Annotated in this window: 12 protein-coding genes; 8 read left to right on the top strand and 4 right to left on the bottom strand. The window is 66.3% G+C overall.

Features of this window, described 5'->3' with window-relative positions:
* Positions 1 to 335: 335 nt before the first annotated feature.
* The 8 genes from mutS (at position 336) to MRY84_RS17440 (ending at position 12,802) form a co-directional block, all read left to right on the top strand.
* Entirely contained in the window at positions 336 to 2,957 is a 2,622-nt protein-coding gene (gene mutS / locus MRY84_RS17475) for a DNA mismatch repair protein MutS (protein WP_291506973.1), read from the top strand.
* Positions 2,958 to 3,192: 235 nt separating this feature from the next.
* Positions 3,193 to 4,020 (top strand): proteasome-type protease, encoded by an 828-nt coding sequence (locus MRY84_RS17470; protein ID WP_291506972.1) that lies wholly within the window; start codon positions 3,193 to 3,195, stop codon positions 4,018 to 4,020.
* Positions 4,021 to 4,033: 13 nt separating this feature from the next.
* On the top strand, positions 4,034 to 4,855 hold the full coding sequence (locus tag MRY84_RS17465) for an alpha/beta hydrolase (RefSeq protein WP_291506971.1): 822 nt from the start codon (positions 4,034 to 4,036) through the stop codon (positions 4,853 to 4,855).
* A gap of 284 nt (positions 4,856 to 5,139) precedes the next feature.
* Positions 5,140 to 5,961 carry a carotenoid biosynthesis protein gene (locus MRY84_RS17460; protein WP_291506970.1) on the top strand — a complete coding sequence of 274 codons (822 nt, stop codon included), beginning with the start codon at positions 5,140 to 5,142 and terminating at the stop codon, positions 5,959 to 5,961.
* The gene (locus MRY84_RS17455; RefSeq protein ID WP_291506969.1) at positions 5,958 to 7,412 is read left to right on the top strand and encodes an oxygenase MpaB family protein; all 1,455 of its coding nucleotides are present in this window, start codon (positions 5,958 to 5,960) and stop codon (positions 7,410 to 7,412) included. The genes MRY84_RS17460 and MRY84_RS17455 overlap by 4 nt, the downstream gene beginning before the upstream one ends.
* Positions 7,412 to 9,259, top strand: coding sequence for a diguanylate cyclase (locus MRY84_RS17450; protein ID WP_291506968.1), 1,848 nt, complete (start codon positions 7,412 to 7,414; stop codon positions 9,257 to 9,259). The genes MRY84_RS17455 and MRY84_RS17450 overlap by 1 nt, the downstream gene beginning before the upstream one ends.
* A gap of 162 nt (positions 9,260 to 9,421) precedes the next feature.
* Positions 9,422 to 11,212, top strand: coding sequence for a diguanylate cyclase (locus MRY84_RS17445; RefSeq protein WP_291506967.1), 1,791 nt, complete (start codon positions 9,422 to 9,424; stop codon positions 11,210 to 11,212).
* A 99-nt stretch (positions 11,213 to 11,311) separates the two neighbouring features.
* Positions 11,312 to 12,802 carry an FAD-binding oxidoreductase gene (locus MRY84_RS17440; RefSeq protein ID WP_291506966.1) on the top strand — a complete coding sequence of 497 codons (1,491 nt, stop codon included), beginning with the start codon at positions 11,312 to 11,314 and terminating at the stop codon, positions 12,800 to 12,802.
* Positions 12,803 to 12,847: 45 nt separating this feature from the next.
* On the opposite strand, the gene MRY84_RS17435 is transcribed toward MRY84_RS17440, so the two are convergent.
* From MRY84_RS17435 to MRY84_RS17420, 4 genes are all read right to left on the bottom strand, one after another.
* Positions 12,848 to 14,179 carry a diguanylate cyclase gene (locus MRY84_RS17435; protein WP_291506965.1) on the bottom strand — a complete coding sequence of 444 codons (1,332 nt, stop codon included), beginning with the start codon at positions 14,177 to 14,179 and terminating at the stop codon, positions 12,848 to 12,850.
* A gap of 279 nt (positions 14,180 to 14,458) precedes the next feature.
* Complete coding sequence (locus MRY84_RS17430) at positions 14,459 to 15,313, bottom strand: MipA/OmpV family protein (protein ID WP_291506964.1); 855 nt, start codon at positions 15,311 to 15,313, stop codon at positions 14,459 to 14,461.
* Between the two features lie 10 nt (positions 15,314 to 15,323).
* Complete coding sequence (locus MRY84_RS17425) at positions 15,324 to 16,148, bottom strand: undecaprenyl-diphosphate phosphatase (RefSeq protein WP_291506963.1); 825 nt, start codon at positions 16,146 to 16,148, stop codon at positions 15,324 to 15,326.
* A gap of 106 nt (positions 16,149 to 16,254) precedes the next feature.
* Positions 16,255 to 17,703, bottom strand: a complete 1,449-nt coding sequence (locus MRY84_RS17420) for an efflux transporter outer membrane subunit (protein ID WP_291506962.1) — start codon at positions 17,701 to 17,703, stop codon at positions 16,255 to 16,257.
* Positions 17,704 to 17,707 lie beyond the last annotated feature (4 nt).

Here is a 17,707-nt window from a genome sequence, read left to right as displayed (position 1 = left end):
GCTTGGGCCGCTGGTTCAAGGCCGCTCTCGGTGGCGGAGGAGAGCAGGTCGGTCAACAGTTCGGACGAGATCACGGTCGTTTCTGAAACCTTGAAGGCGCACAGGCGAAAGGATTCTCCGAATGCGCGGGGGCCACGGGACGGCCAATCCGCCCAGCATACAGGCAAGAATATGTCAAAACGTAACACGCCGCGGAAAGTGCGAAGGGCTGGTGCACACAAGACCCTTCGTGCCCAGGCGGTTAGGCCGGCCGCCATCTCGCACTGACAGATGCCAGGCCCCTGCGCGCGTGCAGTGAACTGCTACAGTCCACGCCTCATTTCTCCCCCCCGCGCATGTCCGACACGTTCGAACACCACACCCCCATGATGCAGCAGTACCTGGCCCTCAAGGCCGGCTACCCCGACACGCTGCTGTTCTACCGCATGGGCGATTTCTACGAAGTCTTCTGGCAAGACGCCGAGAAGGCCGCGCGCCTGCTGGACATCACGCTCACGCAGCGGGGCCAGTCGGGAGGGCAGCCGGTGGTGATGGCGGGGGTGCCCTTCCACGCACTCGAAAACTACCTGGGCCGCCTGATCAAGATGGGCGAATCGGTGGCCATCGCCGAACAGGTGGGCGAAGTCGGTGCGGCCAAGGGCCCCGTGGAGCGCAAGGTGGTGCGCGTGGTCACACCCGGCACGGTGACCGACACGGAGCTGCTGTCCGACAAATCCGAATCGCTGCTCATGGCCGTGCACCAGGCTCCGCGTGCACGCTGCGGCCTGGCCTGGCTGAGCGTGACCCAGGGCCGCGTCTTCCTGGCCGAATGCGCGCAGGACGAACTGGGCGGCTGGCTGGCGCGTGCGGCGCCCAGCGAGCTGATCTACAGCGCGGGGGTGACCGACCGCTTCGAGCAGCAACTTCAGGTGCTGCGCCAGGGTGGCGCCTTCACCTGCCCCATGAGCCCCCGGCCCGACTGGCAGTTCGACAGCGCCCTGGGCGAGCGCAAGCTGCTCGAAAACCTGGGCGCCGCCAGCCTGCAGGCCTGGGGCGCACAGAACCTGGGGGAGGCCCACGCCGCCGCCGCCGGCTTGCTGGCCTATGCCGAGCACACGCAGGGCCGCACGCTCACCCACGTGCACAGCGTGCAGGTGCAGCGCAATGACGACCTCATCGACCTGCCCGCCACCACGCGCCGCAACCTGGAGCTGGTCAAGACCCTGCGCGGCGACGACGCGCCCACGCTGTTCTCACTGCTCGACACCTGCATGACCGGCATGGGCAGCCGCCTGCTCAAGACCTGGCTGCTGGAGCCCCGCCGCGATCGCACCGAGGCGCGCCAGCGCCTGTCGGCCACCACCGCCCTGCGGGGCAGCGGCGGCGCGGGCGGCGGCAGCGGCCCCTGGGTCACCCTGCGCGGCGAACTCAAGGGCGTGAGCGATGTGGAGCGCATCACCGCGCGCATCGCGCTGCGCCAGGTGCGACCGCGCGAACTGGTGGCGCTGTGCAAGACGCTACAAAAATCAGAGCTGCTTGCGCTTTCCGCACAAGCGCCAGAGCCGTTTTTGGCTCAGATTTTTGACAATCTGCACCCGCCCGAGGGCTGCACCGCCCTGCTGTGCGCCGCCATTGCCGAAGAGCCCGCGGCGCTCGTGCGCGACGGCGGTGTGATCGCCAACGGCTTTGACACCGAGCTGGACGAGCTGCGCGCCATCCAGACCAATTGCGACGACTTCCTGCTGGAACTGGAAACGCGCGAGAAGGCCCGCACCGGCATCGCCAACCTGCGCGTGCAGTTCAACAAGGTGCACGGCTTCTACATCGAAGTGACCAGCAGCAACCTCGACCGCGTGCCTGACGACTACCGCCGCCGCCAGACGCTGAAGAACGCCGAGCGCTTCATCACGCCCGAGCTCAAGGCCTTCGAGGACAAGGCCCTCTCGGCCAGCGAACGCGCGCTGGCGCGCGAGAAATGGCTGTACGAACAGATCCTGGACCAGCTCCAGCCCCATGTGCCGGCGCTCACCCGCCTGGCGCAGGCGCTCGCCACGCTGGATGTGCTGTGCACGCTGGCCGAGCGCTCGCTCACGCTGAACTGGTGCGCCCCCCAGTTCGTGCCCGAGCCGTGCATCGAGATCGAAGGCGGCCGCCACCCCGTGGTGGAGGCGCGTCTGGCCGAAACGTCGAGCGGCAGCTTCATCGCCAACCACACGCGGCTGAACGCCAACACGCGCATGCAGGTCATCACCGGCCCCAACATGGGCGGCAAATCGACCTACATGCGCCAGGTGGCGCTGATCGTGCTGCTGGCCAGCATGGGCAGCCATGTGCCCGCCGCGAGCTGCCGGCTGGGACCCATCGACGCCATCCATACCCGCATCGGCGCGGCCGACGACCTGGCGAATGCGCAGTCCACGTTCATGCTGGAGATGACCGAGGCCGCGCAGATATTGCACGCGGCCACTCCCCACAGCCTGGTGCTGATGGACGAGATCGGCCGGGGCACCAGCACGTTTGACGGCCTGGCGCTGGCCAGCGGCATCGCCACGCACCTGCACGACAAGACCCGCGCCTTCGTGCTGTTCGCCACGCACTACTTCGAGCTGACCGAGCTGCCCGCCAAGGCGCGCCACGCCATCAACATGCACGTGAGTGCCGCGGAGTCGGGCACAGACATCGTGTTCCTGCATGAGATCCAGCCCGGCCCCGCCAGCCGCAGCTACGGCATCCAGGTGGCCAAACTCGCGGGCATGCCCTCGCCCGTGTTGCACCACGCGCGCCACACGCTGGCGGCGCTGGAGGAGCGCGCCGGCGAGGACGACCTGCAAGTCGACCTTTTTGCCGCGCCGGCCGTGCCCGAGAGCGCAGGTGCCAGCCCGGTGGAAGCGGCACTGTCCGCGATCAATCCCGACCAGCTCAGCCCGCGCGAGGCGCTGGATGCGCTGTACCAGCTCAAGAAACTGGCGGGGGCTTGAACCCGCGAGCGCCGCAACGCAGATGCCCGCCTGCCGCAAGCGCGCCCGCATTCAGACCCGATCGCCCCTGGCGCTTTTCCATCAAGCGCAGGAAGCTATCATTTTTGAAGCATCCGAAACCACCCTCTGCACGCAGCGGCCGCGGCCCGGCTGCCGGCAGCAGCGATCTCCCGGCCCGGATCGGTCGCCAGACTAAACTCGCGGGTTTCCCCTTCACAGACCCACTTTTTGCGCCATGACGTACTGCGTCGCCATCAAACTCAACGCCGGGCTGGTCTTCCTGTCCGATTCCCGCACCAACGCCGGCCTGGACCAGATCAGTTCCTTTCGCAAGATGATGGTCTATGAAAAGGCGGGCGACCGCTTCATGGTGCTGCTGTCCGCGGGGAACCTGTCCATCTCGCAGTCGGTGCGCGAAATCCTGCAGACCGAGCAGCTCAAGGACGGCGACTCGGGCGAAACCATCACCATCTGGAATGCCAAGAGCATGTTCGATGCCGCCCGCGTGCTGGGCGCGGCCGTGCGCCACGTGCACGAGCGCGACGGGGCGGCGCTCAAGCGCTCGGGCGTGGACTTCAACGTGTCGATGGTGTTCGGCGGTCAGATCAAGGGCGAGGGCATGCGGCTGTTCCAGGTGTACTCGGCCGGTAACTTCATCGAGGCCACCACCGAGACACCCTACTTCCAGGTCGGCGAATCCAAATACGGCAAGCCCGTGCTCGACCGTGTCCTCACCCCCGAAACTCCGCTGGACGAGGCCGCCAAGTGCGCGCTGGTGTCCATGGACAGCACGCTCAAGTCCAACCTGTCGGTGGGCCTGCCGCTGGACCTGGTGGTGTACGAAGCCGACCGCTTCGCCACCGAAAAGGTGGTCTGCATCGACGAGAACAACCCGTACTTCCGCATGCTGCACGACAGCTGGGGCCAGAAGCTGCGCCAGGTGTTCGACAGCATCGAGGACCCGGCCTGGGGCGGCGGCGCCACCACCGTACCCATCATGGTGAACCCGGCGCGCAGCAAGCCACTCAAGAAGATCACCAACCACCTGGACAAGCTGATTTGAGCCTGCCCGCCCCATGCTCCCGATTGTTTTCTCGCACGCCAACAGCTTTCCAGCCAGCACCTACCGCGTTCTGTTCCAGCACCTGCGGGCCCGCGGCTTTGAAGTGAACGCGGTGGAGCGCTACGGCCACGACCCGCGCTACCCCGTCACCAGCAACTGGCCGCATCTGGTGCAGCAGCTGGCGGATTTCGCGGGGCCTCAAGTGCAGCGCCTGGGTGCGCCGGTCTTCCTGGTCGGCCATTCTCTGGGTGGGTTTCTCAGTGTGATGGCGGCGGCGCGCCACCCCGAGCTGGTGCGGGGTGTGCTGCTGATCGACTCGCCCCTCATTGGCGGATGGAAGGCCAACGTGGTCGGCGTGGCCAAGCGCACGCAGGTGGTCGGCTCCATCTCGCCGGGGCGAGTGAGCCGCCAGCGGCGCATGAGCTGGGCCAGCAACGAGGAGGCACTGGAGCACTTCCGCAAGAAGAAGGCGTTTGCACGCTGGGACCCCGAGGTACTGCGCGATTACGTGCAGCATGGCCTGCAGGACCACGACGGCAAGCGCGTTCTGGGATTTGACCGCGCTGTGGAAACGGCCATCTACAACACGCTGCCGCACAACCTGGGGCGGCTGCTCAGCGCCCACCCGCTGCAATGCCCGGCCGCCTTCATTGGCGGGCGCGACTCGGAGGAGATGAAGCAGGTCGGCATGGCCATGACGCTGCGTGTCACACAAGGCCGCACCATGATGCTGGACGGCAGCCACCTCTTTCCCATGGAGCAGCCCCTGGCCACGGCGGCGGCCATCGAGGCCTCGCTGCTCAACCTCGCCGCGCTCACGTCGGCGCGTTGCTGACGCCTGCGGGCCGCAGCGCGGCGCGCTTTGCTGGAGCCGGTATTTCTGAACTTGAGAGCCGCTTCGGCACAGCCCTTCCACCAAATCGGAACAGGCCAGCCCAAGCCCCGGTCGGCGCTGGGTACAGCTCAGCGTGAGCAGGTTCGGGGAAGGATGCCAATCCCGTCCCCCTGGACCTGCGTGCGGAGCAACCCTGCAGGCGGGCTGTAGCTCAGGGCAAACAGGGGGGCACGGCAGCCCGGGCAATCCCCTACACTGGCGACCTGTTACAGCGTGATACACCCATGCCCACACTGCCCCGGCTTGCTTCTTCCTTGCCCGTACTGAGCTACGTGCTGCTGGCTGCTTATATGGTCATCTTCGCAGTCCGCACCCACAACGACACCACGATCGCCGTCGTCACTGCCTCGGTCTTGATGTTTGCCTGTTGCTGGGCCAGCGCCAGCCACCTTCTGGGCCTGCGGCCCGCACTGCAGTTTGTGCTGATCGCCGTCAGCCTGGGCTGGTTTGCCGAGCAGATGGGCTCCTCGCGCGGCTGGTTTTTTGGCGAGTACACCTACACCGATGTGCTGGGTGCGCGCCTCGGGGATGTGCCCCTGGTCATTCCCCTGATGTGGTTCTCGCTGACCTATGCCGGGTATGTGATCTGCAACCTGATCGTCTGGCAAAGCCCGGTGGACGGCACGCGCGGCCTGGGCAACGCCGTGGTGCTGTCATTCGTCGCTGCGATGATCGTCACGGCGTTTGACCTGGGCGCCGACCCCTACCTGGTTTACACCCTCAAAGCCTGGATCATGACCAAGCCCGATGGCGCATGGTTTGGCGAGACGGTGCAGGGCTTCTTTGGCTGGGTGTTTGTGTCCTTCGTGATCATCATCGGTTTCCGCATGTCAGTGCGAAGGCTGGCATTGCAGCCCAGCAGCCCGTTCTTGCGCCGCCATGCGCTGGTACCGCTGGCCATCTATGCGTCCGGCATGGTGTTCCAGATGATCCTGGGCAATCCAGTGGAAATTCGCTCCATTGCACCGTTTGCAATGGGCATCCCTTTGCTGTGCGCCTTGGCAGGCTTCCAGCGCTGGCAGACAACGGCGGAGGCCGTAGCATGAACCACGGTACCGCTCTCCCGGCCCAATCCCCACTGCCTGATTCGGCGCTGGCCGCCATGCAGCACCGCGCCGACCCGCTGGCCGACCAGACCATTGCTTACATCCTGGGCGAGTGGCCCGAGGGTGACGTGGCCGTGGACGCGCCGCAGTGGGCGCGCATCGAGACCGTCAACCGCCTGTTCGGCCAGTGGACGGACAACGCCGGCCTCGTCGGCTGGACCGCTCAGGGCGAAGGCGTGGACGCAGCCATGGCCCAAGCACTGGACCGCTATGTGCAGACTGCCCAGGTACTGCCGCCCTGGGCCGATGCGCGCAAGATTGAGCGTGCCGAGCAGCTGTTCATGGAACACGGCGCACTGTCGTGCATCCTGCTGTTTTGCGCCAGCCTGCCGGAGTGCTATGTGATTCCCGACCTCTCGAGCGTGCTGCACACGTCGGGCCAGCTCGAGCAAAACGCCGAGTACCGCATCCGCTCCACCGCAGCGATGATCTTCCCGGTGATGCTGCACGGCGGGCTCAGCCAGCGCGGCGCGGGCGTAGCGCAGGTGCTCAAGGTGCGGCTGATCCACGCCACGATCCGCAACCTGATCCTTCACGGCAGCCCCCAGGATGCCGTCCAGCAACTTCTCGCAGGCGGACATGGGCACGTCGCGCCGCAGGCGCTGCCCATGGGCGGCGGGCGCCAGGCGATGTTCCAGACGCTGTATGCCCGCGGCTGGAACCTGAAAAGCGATGGCCTGCCCTGCAACCAGGAAGAGCTGGCCTACACCCTGCTCACGTTTGGCTATGTGTTCTTGCGCAGCCTGCGCCACCTGGGCCTGCGTTTGCGCGCGGCCGACGAAGAGGCCTACCTGCACGCGTGGAACGTGGTCGGCCACATCCTGGGCATCGACCGAGCCCTGATGGTGGACACGATGGACCAAGGCCAGGCCCTGATGGCGCGGATGCAGGCCCGCGGCCGCGCCGAGCCCGTCACGCCGGATCCGCGCCCTGCCCTGGGCAGGGCCTTGATGCAGACCATGGAGAACTCGCTGCCCTGGCGCATGGTGAAGCCCTTCCCCGAACTCATGACCCGCTACCTGTGCGGGCGCGAAACGGCCGGCGACCTGGGCCTCACCCAGCCAGTGCCCTGGCCGTCGGCGCTGCTGTTCTGGGGCGTGTTGCTGCTCGCCCGCACCATCGATGCCGTGCTGCGCCTGGTGCTGCCCCGGTTCTCCATCGTGCGCACGCTCACGCGCATCCTCGGCTACCACTTCATGAGCCGCGTGCTCATGAGCCAGACGCGCCCTTTGCAACTTCCCACCGAGTTGCTCAACCAGGTGGATGAGGCGGTGCACAGCTGGAGCGACGACCCTCATGCACCCGGCTGGCTCAACCGGCTGGAAGACCGGTTGACCACGCGGGGCAGCTGGAGCCTGAATCTCGCGAGCAGAACGAAAGGCACGCCGTAGTGCCAGCCGTTGCGACGTTACGGCCCACCAAGGATGCGCTGGCGCCCGCTGGCAGCGCCGCCGTGCCGTGCCTGCGCCGCAACACCCCTCCATGGCACGGTTTGCAGCGCGCGTGGAGCCTCTGGGTGGGGTTCGTGCTCGCGGTACTGATGACGCCCTGGGCGCACGCGGCCAACACCCCCCTGGTGCTGCAACCCACGGCGCGCAGCGTGGACACCTGGCCAGTCACCTTGATGTTGGCCGACACATCGCGGACGCTGACCGTGCAGGATGCGCTGGCCCGCCAGGCCGACTTTGTGCAGCCACCCCGGACCAGCGGCAGCCTGGGAGTGCGCAAGGAAGCAGTGTGGCTGCGCATTCCCCTGGTTTCGCCAGTAGCTTCCGCCAACCAGTGGATTGTCAACATCGACTTCGCGGTGTTGAACGAAGTGGACTTCTTTCTGACCACCGGGGGTGCGGTGGTCCAGCACGCGGCCTTGGGCAATCTGCGTCCCTTCTCCGAGCGCCCCCTGCGCAACCGCACGCCCGCGATGGCCCTCGACCTGGCAGCCGACACCCCGTACGAGCTCTTCATCCGCGTGTACACCGGCGGGGCCATGATCCTGCCCATCACCATCAGCAAGGCCCCTGTCCTCGTACCCCACGCGCTGGGCGAGCAGATGCTGCAGGGCGTGCTCGCCGGCCTGGCTCTGTGCCTGGGCATCTACAGCTTTGGCCAATGGGTCAGCCAGCGGGAAAAGCTGTTCCTGTACTACGCGATGCTGGTGGCCGGAAGCGCGGGCTTCTCGCTGCAGTTCTTCGGCATCGGAACCCAGTTCCTCTGGAGCAACAACGCCTGGATCGAGGCTCACGCCGCCGGTGCGTCCGGGCTGTTGGCAATAGCCGGGTCCTTTCTGTTCATGGGCCACGCACTCCTGGGCCACCAGCCAAGCCACCGCTTTCTGCGTGCCATGCACGCGGGAGCTGGGCTCACGGGCGCACTGCTGATAGCGTTCGTACTCGATCTCATCAGCATCCGTACGACCACGGCCATCATCAGTGTGCTGGGCCCGCTGCCGTCCCTCGTGAGCCTGCCCATCGCCATCGCCCGCGTGCGCAAGGGCGACTCGGTCAGCGCGACGCTGCTCGTGGCCTGGATCGCCTACTTTGCAGCAGCGGTGGTCATGGTCGCGTTGGTGCAAGGAGTGCTGCCTGTGAGCTTCTGGACCCTTCACTCCTTCCAGTTGGGTTCTGCGGCGGACATGCTGCTGTTCCTGGGGGTGCTGGGTCAACGCTCCGCTGCGCTGCGGGCCGCTACCGCCGAGGCGGTACGTGAACGGGACGTGATGCGCTCGCTGGCCTACACCGATTCACTGACCGGACTATCGAACCGGCGGGCCCTGCAGCTGGCACTGCACGCGGCCCTGGAACGTTGCAGCCCCCAACGGTTGGTAGCGGTCTATCTGCTGGACCTGGATGGATTCAAGCCCATCAACGACACCCACGGGCACGACGTGGGCGACGACCTCCTCGTCTCCGTGAGCCACAGGCTGCAAGCCTGCGTGCGCCAGCACACCGATGTGGTGGCACGGCTGGGCGGCGATGAATTCATCATCATGGCCCAGGACCTCTCCTCACCCGAGCAGGCGCACGAACTGGGCCTGTCGCTGCTGCGCGCCTTCGAGCATCCCATCGCGCTGAGCGAGCTTCGCCTGCGGGTCGGGTTGACCGTGGGCTACGCACTGGCCCCGCTCGACAGTGACGATCCGCAGGGACTGATCCGGCAGGCGGACGCCGCCATGTATGCAGGCAAGCAAAGTGGCAAGCACACACTACGGCGCGCTGCAGGTAATTTCCCGGTGCCGTGACACGATGGCCGACCCGATGCCCGCCCAGCACCGTGCCGGAGTCCTTCGCACCGGCGAAGCAGACGATGCCCCCTGTCTGGCGGCGGGCGGCGGCACTCCACGCAAATACTGCGTGCCAGGCCTGGCGGGCATTTCTATACTGCAAGAGCATTGAAGAACACCATGCTCACAGCCCTCCCCCAGCTACCGTGGCGCTGTTCACCTGCCCAGTTCGGACGCTGGTTGCTGGGGTGCCTGCTGCTCCTGCTGCATGCAGGCAATGCTTGCTGGGCCACGCCAGCGCCACTGCTTCTGCGGGACGATCAGCCCTCGATCAACGCATGGCCTGCGGTAACCATCCTGCCAGACCCGACCCGGGTGCTTTCGGTGCAATCGGCGATGGCGGCGGCATCGGACTTCTCGCCCCCCCCGGGCACCAGCGGTACGCTGGGGATTCGGCCGGACCCCGTGTGGGTCCGCATACCTTTGGCGGTGTCTCCCACCTCCGATGGGGCCTGGGTGCTCGACATCGACTACCCCGTCCTTAACAGCCTCGAGGTATACCTCACCACCGACGGCCACGTCAGCCAGCAGGCGACCCTCGGCAGCCTCCAGCCGTTTTCGCAGCGCCCGCTGCGCAGCCGCACACACGCCTTGGCCCTGAGCCTGCAACCCGGCCAGAACCACGCTCTGCTGATTCGCGTGGAGACCCGCGGCGCGATGGTGCTCCCCATCACGCTCAACAAGCCCACGGCATGGCACAGTGCCGCCCTGAACGAGCAGATGCTGCAAGGCATTCTGACGGGGCTGGCGCTCTGCCTGCTGATCTACAGCCTGGCGCAGTGGATCAATCTTCGGGATGTGCTGTTCATCCAATACGCACTGCTGCTCACGGGAAGTGTGCTTTTCTCGCTGCATCTCTTCGGTCTTGGAACACAGTACCTCTGGCAGGATAGTCCCTGGTTTGAAGTCCACGCGGCGGGTCTGTCCGCCCTGATGGCCACTTGCGGCTCATTCCTGTTCATCAGCCAGGCGCTGGTGGGGCATCTGCCCAATAGCCGCTTGCTGCGAGCGATGCGCGGCGGCGCCCTGCTGTGCATGCTGCTAGCTTTCGTGCATGTGCTGGACATTCTCAGTACCGCAGCCACTGCGGCCATCGTGAGTGTTCTTGGCCTGGTTCCCGCCCTCATGGGCATTCCGGGCGCCATCCGCCGGGCTCGCCAAGGGGACCCTGTCGGCAGCAGCCTGCTGCTGGCCTGGCTGGTCTACTTCGTGGCAACGGCGATCGTCATCGGCGTGATCAACGGCTGGGTGCCCGTGAACTTCTGGACGCTGCACTCGTTCCAGTTTGGCGCCACCATCGACATGCTGCTCTTCATGCGGGTGCTGGGTCTGCGCACCAAGGCGCTGCGCACCGAAGCCCTGCATGCCAACCGCGAACGCGACGCCATGCACTCCCTGGCGCACTCCGATCCGCTCACAGGGCTGCCCAACCGGCGCGGATTGAACATGGCGCTGGCGTCGGCGCTGGCGCACTGCGGCCCGGACAAACTGCTGGCCGTGTATGTGATGGACCTGGACGGATTTAAGCCCGTCAACGATCAGCACGGCCACGACGTGGGCGACGAACTGCTGGTGGCGGCGACCCGGCGCCTGCAGACCCACGTGCGGCAAAGCGACGTGGTAGCGCGGCTGGGCGGCGATGAATTCGTCGTGATGACCGGCCAACTGGGCACCGCGCACCAAGCGCATGAGCTCGGCCTCAAGCTGCTGGAGGCCTTTCGCGCGCCGTTCTCGCTGGGCGATCTGCAGGTGCAGGTGGGGCTCACCATCGGCTACGCCATCGCACCCACCGACAGCCACGATGCCGTGGGCCTGCTCAAGCTGGCCGATGCAGCAATGTACAGCGGCAAGCAGGGCGGCAAGTTCTGTCTGCGGCGCAATACCGGCGACCTGGCGCTGTCGTCATCCTGAGGGCACAACGAAAACGCACCCGGTGCCATTCCGAACTTTGCAAACTGCTGAGCTTCCGTTAAACACGGGGCTTCGCTTTTCCATCAAGGATTGTTCGCCATGGCCCATCGCAAAAGTCCCGCCCGCATTGCCAAAGACGCCCGCATTGCGCATTTTCAGTCCATGGCAGCACGGCAAGCCGCGCCAAATGCGCCGGCCGCAACCCTGACATGGGATGCGGTGGCTGCGCTGGAGGCCAGGCTGGTGGGACGCATCGTGCTGCCTTCCAGTCCCGACTACAACGCGGCCCGGCAGGAATCCAACCCCGCCTTCCAGGCCTATCCCGAGATCATCGTTTACTGCGCGTGCGAGCACGACGTGGTCGAATGCCTTGCCGTGGCCCGCGCCTTCAACGTGTGGGTTGCCGTGCGCTGCGGCGGGCACAGCACCGCGGGCTATTCCGTCAACAGCGGCATGGTGGTGGACCTGAGCGACATGAAGGGCGTGGTGCTCGACCCTGCCCGCGAACGCGTACATGTGCTGCCGGGCACCGATTTCGACCATTTCAACGGCGCCATGAACCACACCGGCTGGCATGTCCCTACGGGAGCCTGTGGCAGCGTGTGCGTGGGGGGCTTCGTGCAGGGGGGCGGCTATGGCTACACGTCGCGCGCTTTCGGTATCCAGAGCGATCTGGTCGAATCGTTCCGGGTGGCGCTTGCCAGCGGCACGATCGTCACGGCCAGCGCGCAAGAGAACGCGGGTCTCTACTGGGCCATGCGGGGTGGCACGGGCGGCAACTTTGGCGTGTTGCTGCAGGTCACCTACCGCATGGTCCGGCTGGACCAGGTGTGGGCCTGGGCGATCAGTTGGGATGCCGCCCATGCAGCCGAGGTCCTGACCACCATGCAAGCGCAATACATGAAAACCGGCGCCCCCGACGCCCTGGGCTACATGATGAATCTGGGCTACCAGAACAATACGCCTGTCTACATGGTGCAAGGCATGTTCTGCGGCCCTCGCGAGGCAGGCATGAAGGCCATCGCGCAGCTCCTGGCGATACCGAGCGCGCAACTGCTGGTGGACAAGACGGGCACCTATCCCGACATGAACATCTGGCTGGAAGACCATCCCTACACCTTGCCAGACAACCTGCCCGACGGCGTGGCGGAGACTAAGGCCAGCGGCTACATCAGCACGCCGCTGTCAAAGGCGGACTGGCAACGCATCATCGACTACTTCAAGACGTCGCCCAACCCCTGGTCGCTGGCCTATCTGGAACCCTATGGCGGCGCCATCAACCGTTATCCGGTAGCCGACAGCGCCTTCATCCACCGCGGTGCGGATGCGGACCTGGTGGTGGACGTGTTCTGGACCAATGCCACTGAACGGGCCCAGATGGAGGCCTGGCTCGATGGGTTCATGAACCTCGTGAAACCCTTCCTCAACGGCCACGTGTACCAGAACTACCCCGACGCAAGCCTGCAGGATTTTGCGCAAGCTTATTGGGGCCCTGCCTACCCGCAGCTTCAGCAGATCAAGGCGCAGTACGATCCCGAGAACTTCTTTCACTTTCAGCAAAGCATCCAGCTGCCTCCAAAGCAGGGGTAGGACCCGCCGCAGAGATCCGAGGCCCCGGGGACGTCCCCCGGGCGCTCAGCAACTGGCGGTTTCAGCGTAGTGAAGCCGACCTTTGCCTGCGCGCTTGGCCGAGTACATCGCCTGATCGGCGCGGTTCATGAGGGTGTCGATGTCCCCCTCAAGCGGCGGATACACCGCCACGCCGATGCTGGCGCCAATGAAAAGCTCGCGCCCTTCCACGGCCATCGGCTGGTGCAGCGCCTCGATGATCCGGTGGCCAATGGCGTCGGTCACATCGCGGGTGACCTCCCGCTCGAGCATGACCAGAAACTCGTCGCCCCCCAGCCGCGCCATGGTGTCCCCCGCACGCACGGCACTGGCGATGCGCTGGGCCACGACGCGCAGCACTTCATCTCCGGCACGATGGCCTTCGGCGTCGTTCACGCCCTTGAAGCCATCCAGGTCAATGAACAGCAAGGCCACCGACCCGGCGCTGCCCCGCGCCTGCGCCAGGGCCTGCTCCAGGCGCGTGTGAAAGGCCGCACGATTGAGCAGGCCAGTGAGCGAATCGTGGTGGGCCAGATAGTGTTGCTGGCGGGCAATCTGGATCTTGGCCGAGACATCCTGGACCAGCGCCATGATCGATGTGACCTGCCCCTGGGCATCGGTCAGCGCGGAATTGAACCACTCGCAGTGCATTTCGCTGCCGTCGTCCCGCACAAAGCAGGTTTCCGCGCGGTTCTGCGACTCCTGCCCCGACTGCAGACGCTGCAGCGCGTGGTGAAGCCCTTCGTTCTGGGACAACGGCCCCACCAGCTCTGTCAGCAGGCGCCCCTCCAGCCCGGCCACATGCAGCCAGCCCATCAGCTGCACCGCTCGCTGCGAGCAATGAAGAAGTCTCAGGTTGTGGTCCATCTCCAGCACGGCGAGCGGACTGTTTTCCATGTGCGAGGACAGGCGCTGGTTGGCCGCGCGCAGCGCGTTCATGGTGACCTGCAGTTCGTGAACGTCTAGCGCCGTGGTGATGAAGCCATCCACCAGCCCCTGGCGGTTGTGCCAGGGCGTCAGGCAGATGGTGCGCCATTCATCCACGCCATAAGGCGTGCGCAAAAGGCGCTGGTACTGCACCCGCTCGCCCTGCAGCACACGTTCGACGAAAGGCATGAAACGGGCGGCGTCCATTTCGCCATACACCTCGACCAGCGTTTTCCCAATCAAACGCTCAGGCACGGTACCGAACCAACGGGCGTACTCATCGTTCACATAGATCATGGCCAGGTTGCGATCGATCACGGCCATGGTGGCGCCCGCGCTGCGTGTGATCAGGTCCAGCAATTCGGCCTTGGACCAGGAATCCTGATGGACGGCACTGGCGGGCGGCGGCAACTCAGGCTCGTCTTGCATCATGCGGCGATAGCCCCGGGGGAAAGATAGTCATCGACAGGAGAGGCAATCGAGCGCTGCCCCGCCTTTGGCGGAGGCCGCTTCTCATCGCCCTGCTACAGGTAACAGTGTGTCAGCGGCAGCTTATCACTTTCGCCTGCTGGCAGCCGCACCAGCCCGCGATCCCGAACCACGAGGGCGTATCGCCCCCGCACAACATCGGCCGCCCAGGGTATCTTCAGGGACTTGATATCGGGCTAGGCCCCGCGGCCCGGCACGGAGCCGCCAGCTGACAAGCTTGGCCTAGCGGCAACAGCGATAGGCGAGGCCCACAGACACAGAGTACCCCGTGGGCTCGATGGTGAGCGGGCTTCGCCGTGCGTCGCCCTGGAGTTGGGACACCCGGGCCGCCCCCAGGATCACCCAGTGGCGGCTGAGGGCGGACATCACCTCCACCCCCGCGTCCACGCTGTAGAGCCCCGCCCCTGGCTCGAACACCGGCAGGGGGCTGGCGCTGCCAGGGGGCACGCCAAAATGGCTGCCCAGGTACTTGCGGTCGCCAAAGCTCGCGCCCGCGCCAAAAACCACCTTGGTTTGCTCGGTCAGCGGCCAGGTGTAGGCCACGCTGGTGGAGATCTGTGCACCGCCGTCGCGCCCCAGAATGTCTTGCGAGATGCCGGCGCCAACGGACCAGCGCGGTGTGAGGGCGTAGCCCGCGCTCACCCGGGCGCGCAACGTGGACCGCACCGAAGGCAGGCCAATGAGGATGGGCGCATCCGATGCGTCACGGCCCTTGTCGATGCGCAGCGAGGCGCTCAGGTTGAACTGGTCCCCCTGGGCCAAGGTTGCGCTGGCACCACCCGCATCGCGCGGGGCCAGCCCGTGGCCCATGAAGGCGCTGCCGCGCGAGGTGCTGAGCCGGAAGCGCCCATACTCCACCGCCCAGGCTGGGCGCAGGCTGTTCTTGCGGCCATCGCCGCCGGCATAGTCGGGGCTGGAGCTGACCAGCGCCCCCAGGGCATAGTTGAAGCGGGGCTTGGCGGACTCATCGCCGTCCTGGGCTTCTTCAGTGGCTGCGTGCGCTGCCGGCCAGACGCCCAGGCAAGCCAGCGCAATGGTGCAGGAGAGGCAGCGAAGAGTCAGGATAGAACGGCGCATGGCGGGATTATCAATCTGCCCACTGCACCAGGCCAGTCCAGGCAGTCAACAAAACCACCACACCAAACACGATGCGGTAGTACGCAAACGGAACAAAGCTGTGGGTACTGATGTAGCGCAAAAGCCAGCGCACACACAGCCAGGCGCTCAGGAAGGAAAACACCAGCCCGGTCATGAACATGGGCAGATCGGCGGCCGACAGCAGCGCGCGCTCCTTGTACAGGCTGTAGACCCCGGCGCCAATCAGTGTGGGGATGGCCAGGAAGAACGAAAAGTCGGTGGCGGCCTTGCGCGACAGCCCCAGCAGCATGCCGCCGATGATGGTGGCACCGCTGCGGCTCGTGCCTGGCACCATGGCCAGGCACTGCACGAGGCCGACCTTGAGGGCATCCAGCGGCGTCATGTCATCGACCGACTGGATGCGGGCGGCTGCGGGGGAACGGCGCTCCGCCCACAAAATGATGAAGCCGCCGATGATGAAGGTACTGGCCACCACGACAGGGGTGAACAGATGGGCCTTGATGGCCTTGCCGAACAGCAGGCCCAGCAACACCGCGGGCAGGAAGCCGATGCACACGTTGAGCGCGAAGCGCTGTGCCTGGCGCTGGGTGGGGAGCGCCACCAGGGTGTCACGGATCTTCTGCCAGTACACCAGGATGACGGCGAAGATGGCGCCGGTCTGGATGGCGATGTCAAAGACCTTGGCCTTCGCGTCGTCGAAGCCCAGCAGCGATCCCGCCAGGATCAGGTGCCCCGTGGAGGAAATGGGCAGGAACTCGGTCAGGCCCTCGACCACGCCCATGATGGCGGCCTTGACCAGCAATACAACGTCCACGCGGACTCCTTGAAAGAATTGGAATCAAATCATGCGCTAGCGCTTGCTAATCAAGCGCTAGCAGCTATCAAAACAGGAGTATATGCCCAGCCGCGTCGGGCGGCCCTCAGACAGGGGGCTGCCACGGTGCCTGCCAACCGCCGCCCAGCGCCTGCACCAGCGTCACCACCGCCAGTTGCCGGTTGACCTGCAGCTGCAGCAGCGCCCGCTGCGCGGACAGCGCCGAGACCTGGGCCGTCACCACCTCCGTGTAGCTCACCTGGCCTTCGCGGTAGCGGTTGAGCAGTTGCTGCGCGGTACGCTCGGCGGCCGCCACGGCCTCGCGGCGCAGAGGCTCCTGCTCCTGCAGGGTGCGCAGCACGGTGAGCTGGTCCTCCACGCTCTGGAAGGCCGTGAGCACGGTCTGGCGGTAGGCCGCGACACGTCCGTCGCGCGCGGCCTGGGCCTCTTCCACACGGGCCGCCGTGGCCCCGGCATCAAAGAGGGTCTGCGCCACCGACAGGCCCAGCGACCACACCAGCGACGATGCCTTGAACAGGTCGGCCACGCTGCCACCGCTGGTGCCCGCGGAGGCACCCAGGCTCAGGTTCGGAAAGTAGCCCGCGCGCTGGATGCCGATCTGCGCATTCGCAGCCGCCACGGCGCGCTCGGCCGACGCAATGTCGGGCCGGCGCTGCAGCAGCGTGGAAGGTATGCCCAGCGGCACGTCTGGCACGGCGGGCACCCACTGGGCGCGCGCCAGCGCAAAGTCGGCAGGCGCCCGCCCGGTCAGCACGGCCAGCGCATGCTCGAAGCGCGCCCGGTTCTGCCGCACGGTGGCCAAGTCGGCCCGGGCGTTGGCCAGCTGGGTCTGCGCCTGCAGCACATCGGTCTGCGCCACCACGCCAGCGCCATAGCGGTTGCGCGCAATCTGCAGGCTGCGCTCGTAGCCTTCGACTGTGGCCTGCAGCAGGTCGATTTCCGCGTCGGCCTCGCGCAGCTGAAAGTAGGCCGAGGCCAGGGTGCCCACGGCTGACAGGCGGGCCGAGGCCAGGTCGGCTTCGCTGGCCTGCGCGCTGGCCTGGGCGCTGTCGACGCCGCTTTGCAAGCGGCCCCAGAGGTCCGGCGCCCAGTCCACGCCCAGCGATGCCTGCGTGGACAGGCCGGATCGCGCCGCGCCCTCGCCGCCCATGCGCGTGGCACCGCCCGACAGGCTCACCGACGGCAGCAGGCCCGCACGCTGCTGGCGTACCACGGCCTGCGCCTGCGCGTAGGCAGCCACGGCCGCAGCGATGTTCTGGTTGGACAGCTCCACCTGCTCGGCGAGGCGGTTGAGCTCGGCGTCCTGGAACAGCTCCCACCAGGGGCCGCGGTCCAGCGCGTCGGCGGGCGCCGCAGGAGTCCAGGTGGCCCCAGCCTCCTTGAAGGCAGCGGGAACCGCCATCGCGGGCGGCTGGTAGGGCGGCGTGGTCGTACAGGCTGGCAGCAGCACGGCGGCTGCCAGTGCCAGGGCGGCCCGCCGCGTGCCGGCGGCCTCACGCGTTCGATGGATGAGCGAAGCAAATAGAAGTGTCATGGAA

It is taken from the genome of Acidovorax sp., from assembly GCF_022763525.1.
GTDB lineage: Bacteria > Pseudomonadota > Gammaproteobacteria > Burkholderiales > Burkholderiaceae_C > Acidovorax.
The sequence above is the reverse complement of the archived record's forward strand: the minus strand, read 5'-3'. Positions and strand labels throughout refer to the sequence as shown.

What these genes read in the sequence shown, in the direction of transcription:
- mutS (WP_291506973.1), top strand. Translation starts at nt 336, where the DNA reads ATGTCCGACACGTTCGAACACCACACCCCCATGATGCAGCAGTACCTG.
- MRY84_RS17470 (WP_291506972.1), top strand. Translation starts at nt 3,193, where the DNA reads ATGACGTACTGCGTCGCCATCAAACTCAACGCCGGGCTGGTCTTCCTG.
- MRY84_RS17465 (WP_291506971.1), top strand. Translation starts at nt 4,034, where the DNA reads ATGCTCCCGATTGTTTTCTCGCACGCCAACAGCTTTCCAGCCAGCACC.
- MRY84_RS17460 (WP_291506970.1), top strand. Translation starts at nt 5,140, where the DNA reads ATGCCCACACTGCCCCGGCTTGCTTCTTCCTTGCCCGTACTGAGCTAC.
- MRY84_RS17455 (WP_291506969.1), top strand. Translation starts at nt 5,958, where the DNA reads ATGAACCACGGTACCGCTCTCCCGGCCCAATCCCCACTGCCTGATTCG.
- MRY84_RS17445 (WP_291506967.1), top strand. Translation starts at nt 9,422, where the DNA reads ATGCTCACAGCCCTCCCCCAGCTACCGTGGCGCTGTTCACCTGCCCAG.
- MRY84_RS17440 (WP_291506966.1), top strand. Translation starts at nt 11,312, where the DNA reads ATGGCCCATCGCAAAAGTCCCGCCCGCATTGCCAAAGACGCCCGCATT.
- MRY84_RS17435 (WP_291506965.1), bottom strand. Translation starts at nt 14,179, where the DNA reads ATGATGCAAGACGAGCCTGAGTTGCCGCCGCCCGCCAGTGCCGTCCAT.
- MRY84_RS17430 (WP_291506964.1), bottom strand. Translation starts at nt 15,313, where the DNA reads ATGCGCCGTTCTATCCTGACTCTTCGCTGCCTCTCCTGCACCATTGCG.
- MRY84_RS17420 (WP_291506962.1), bottom strand. Translation starts at nt 17,703, where the DNA reads ATGACACTTCTATTTGCTTCGCTCATCCATCGAACGCGTGAGGCCGCC.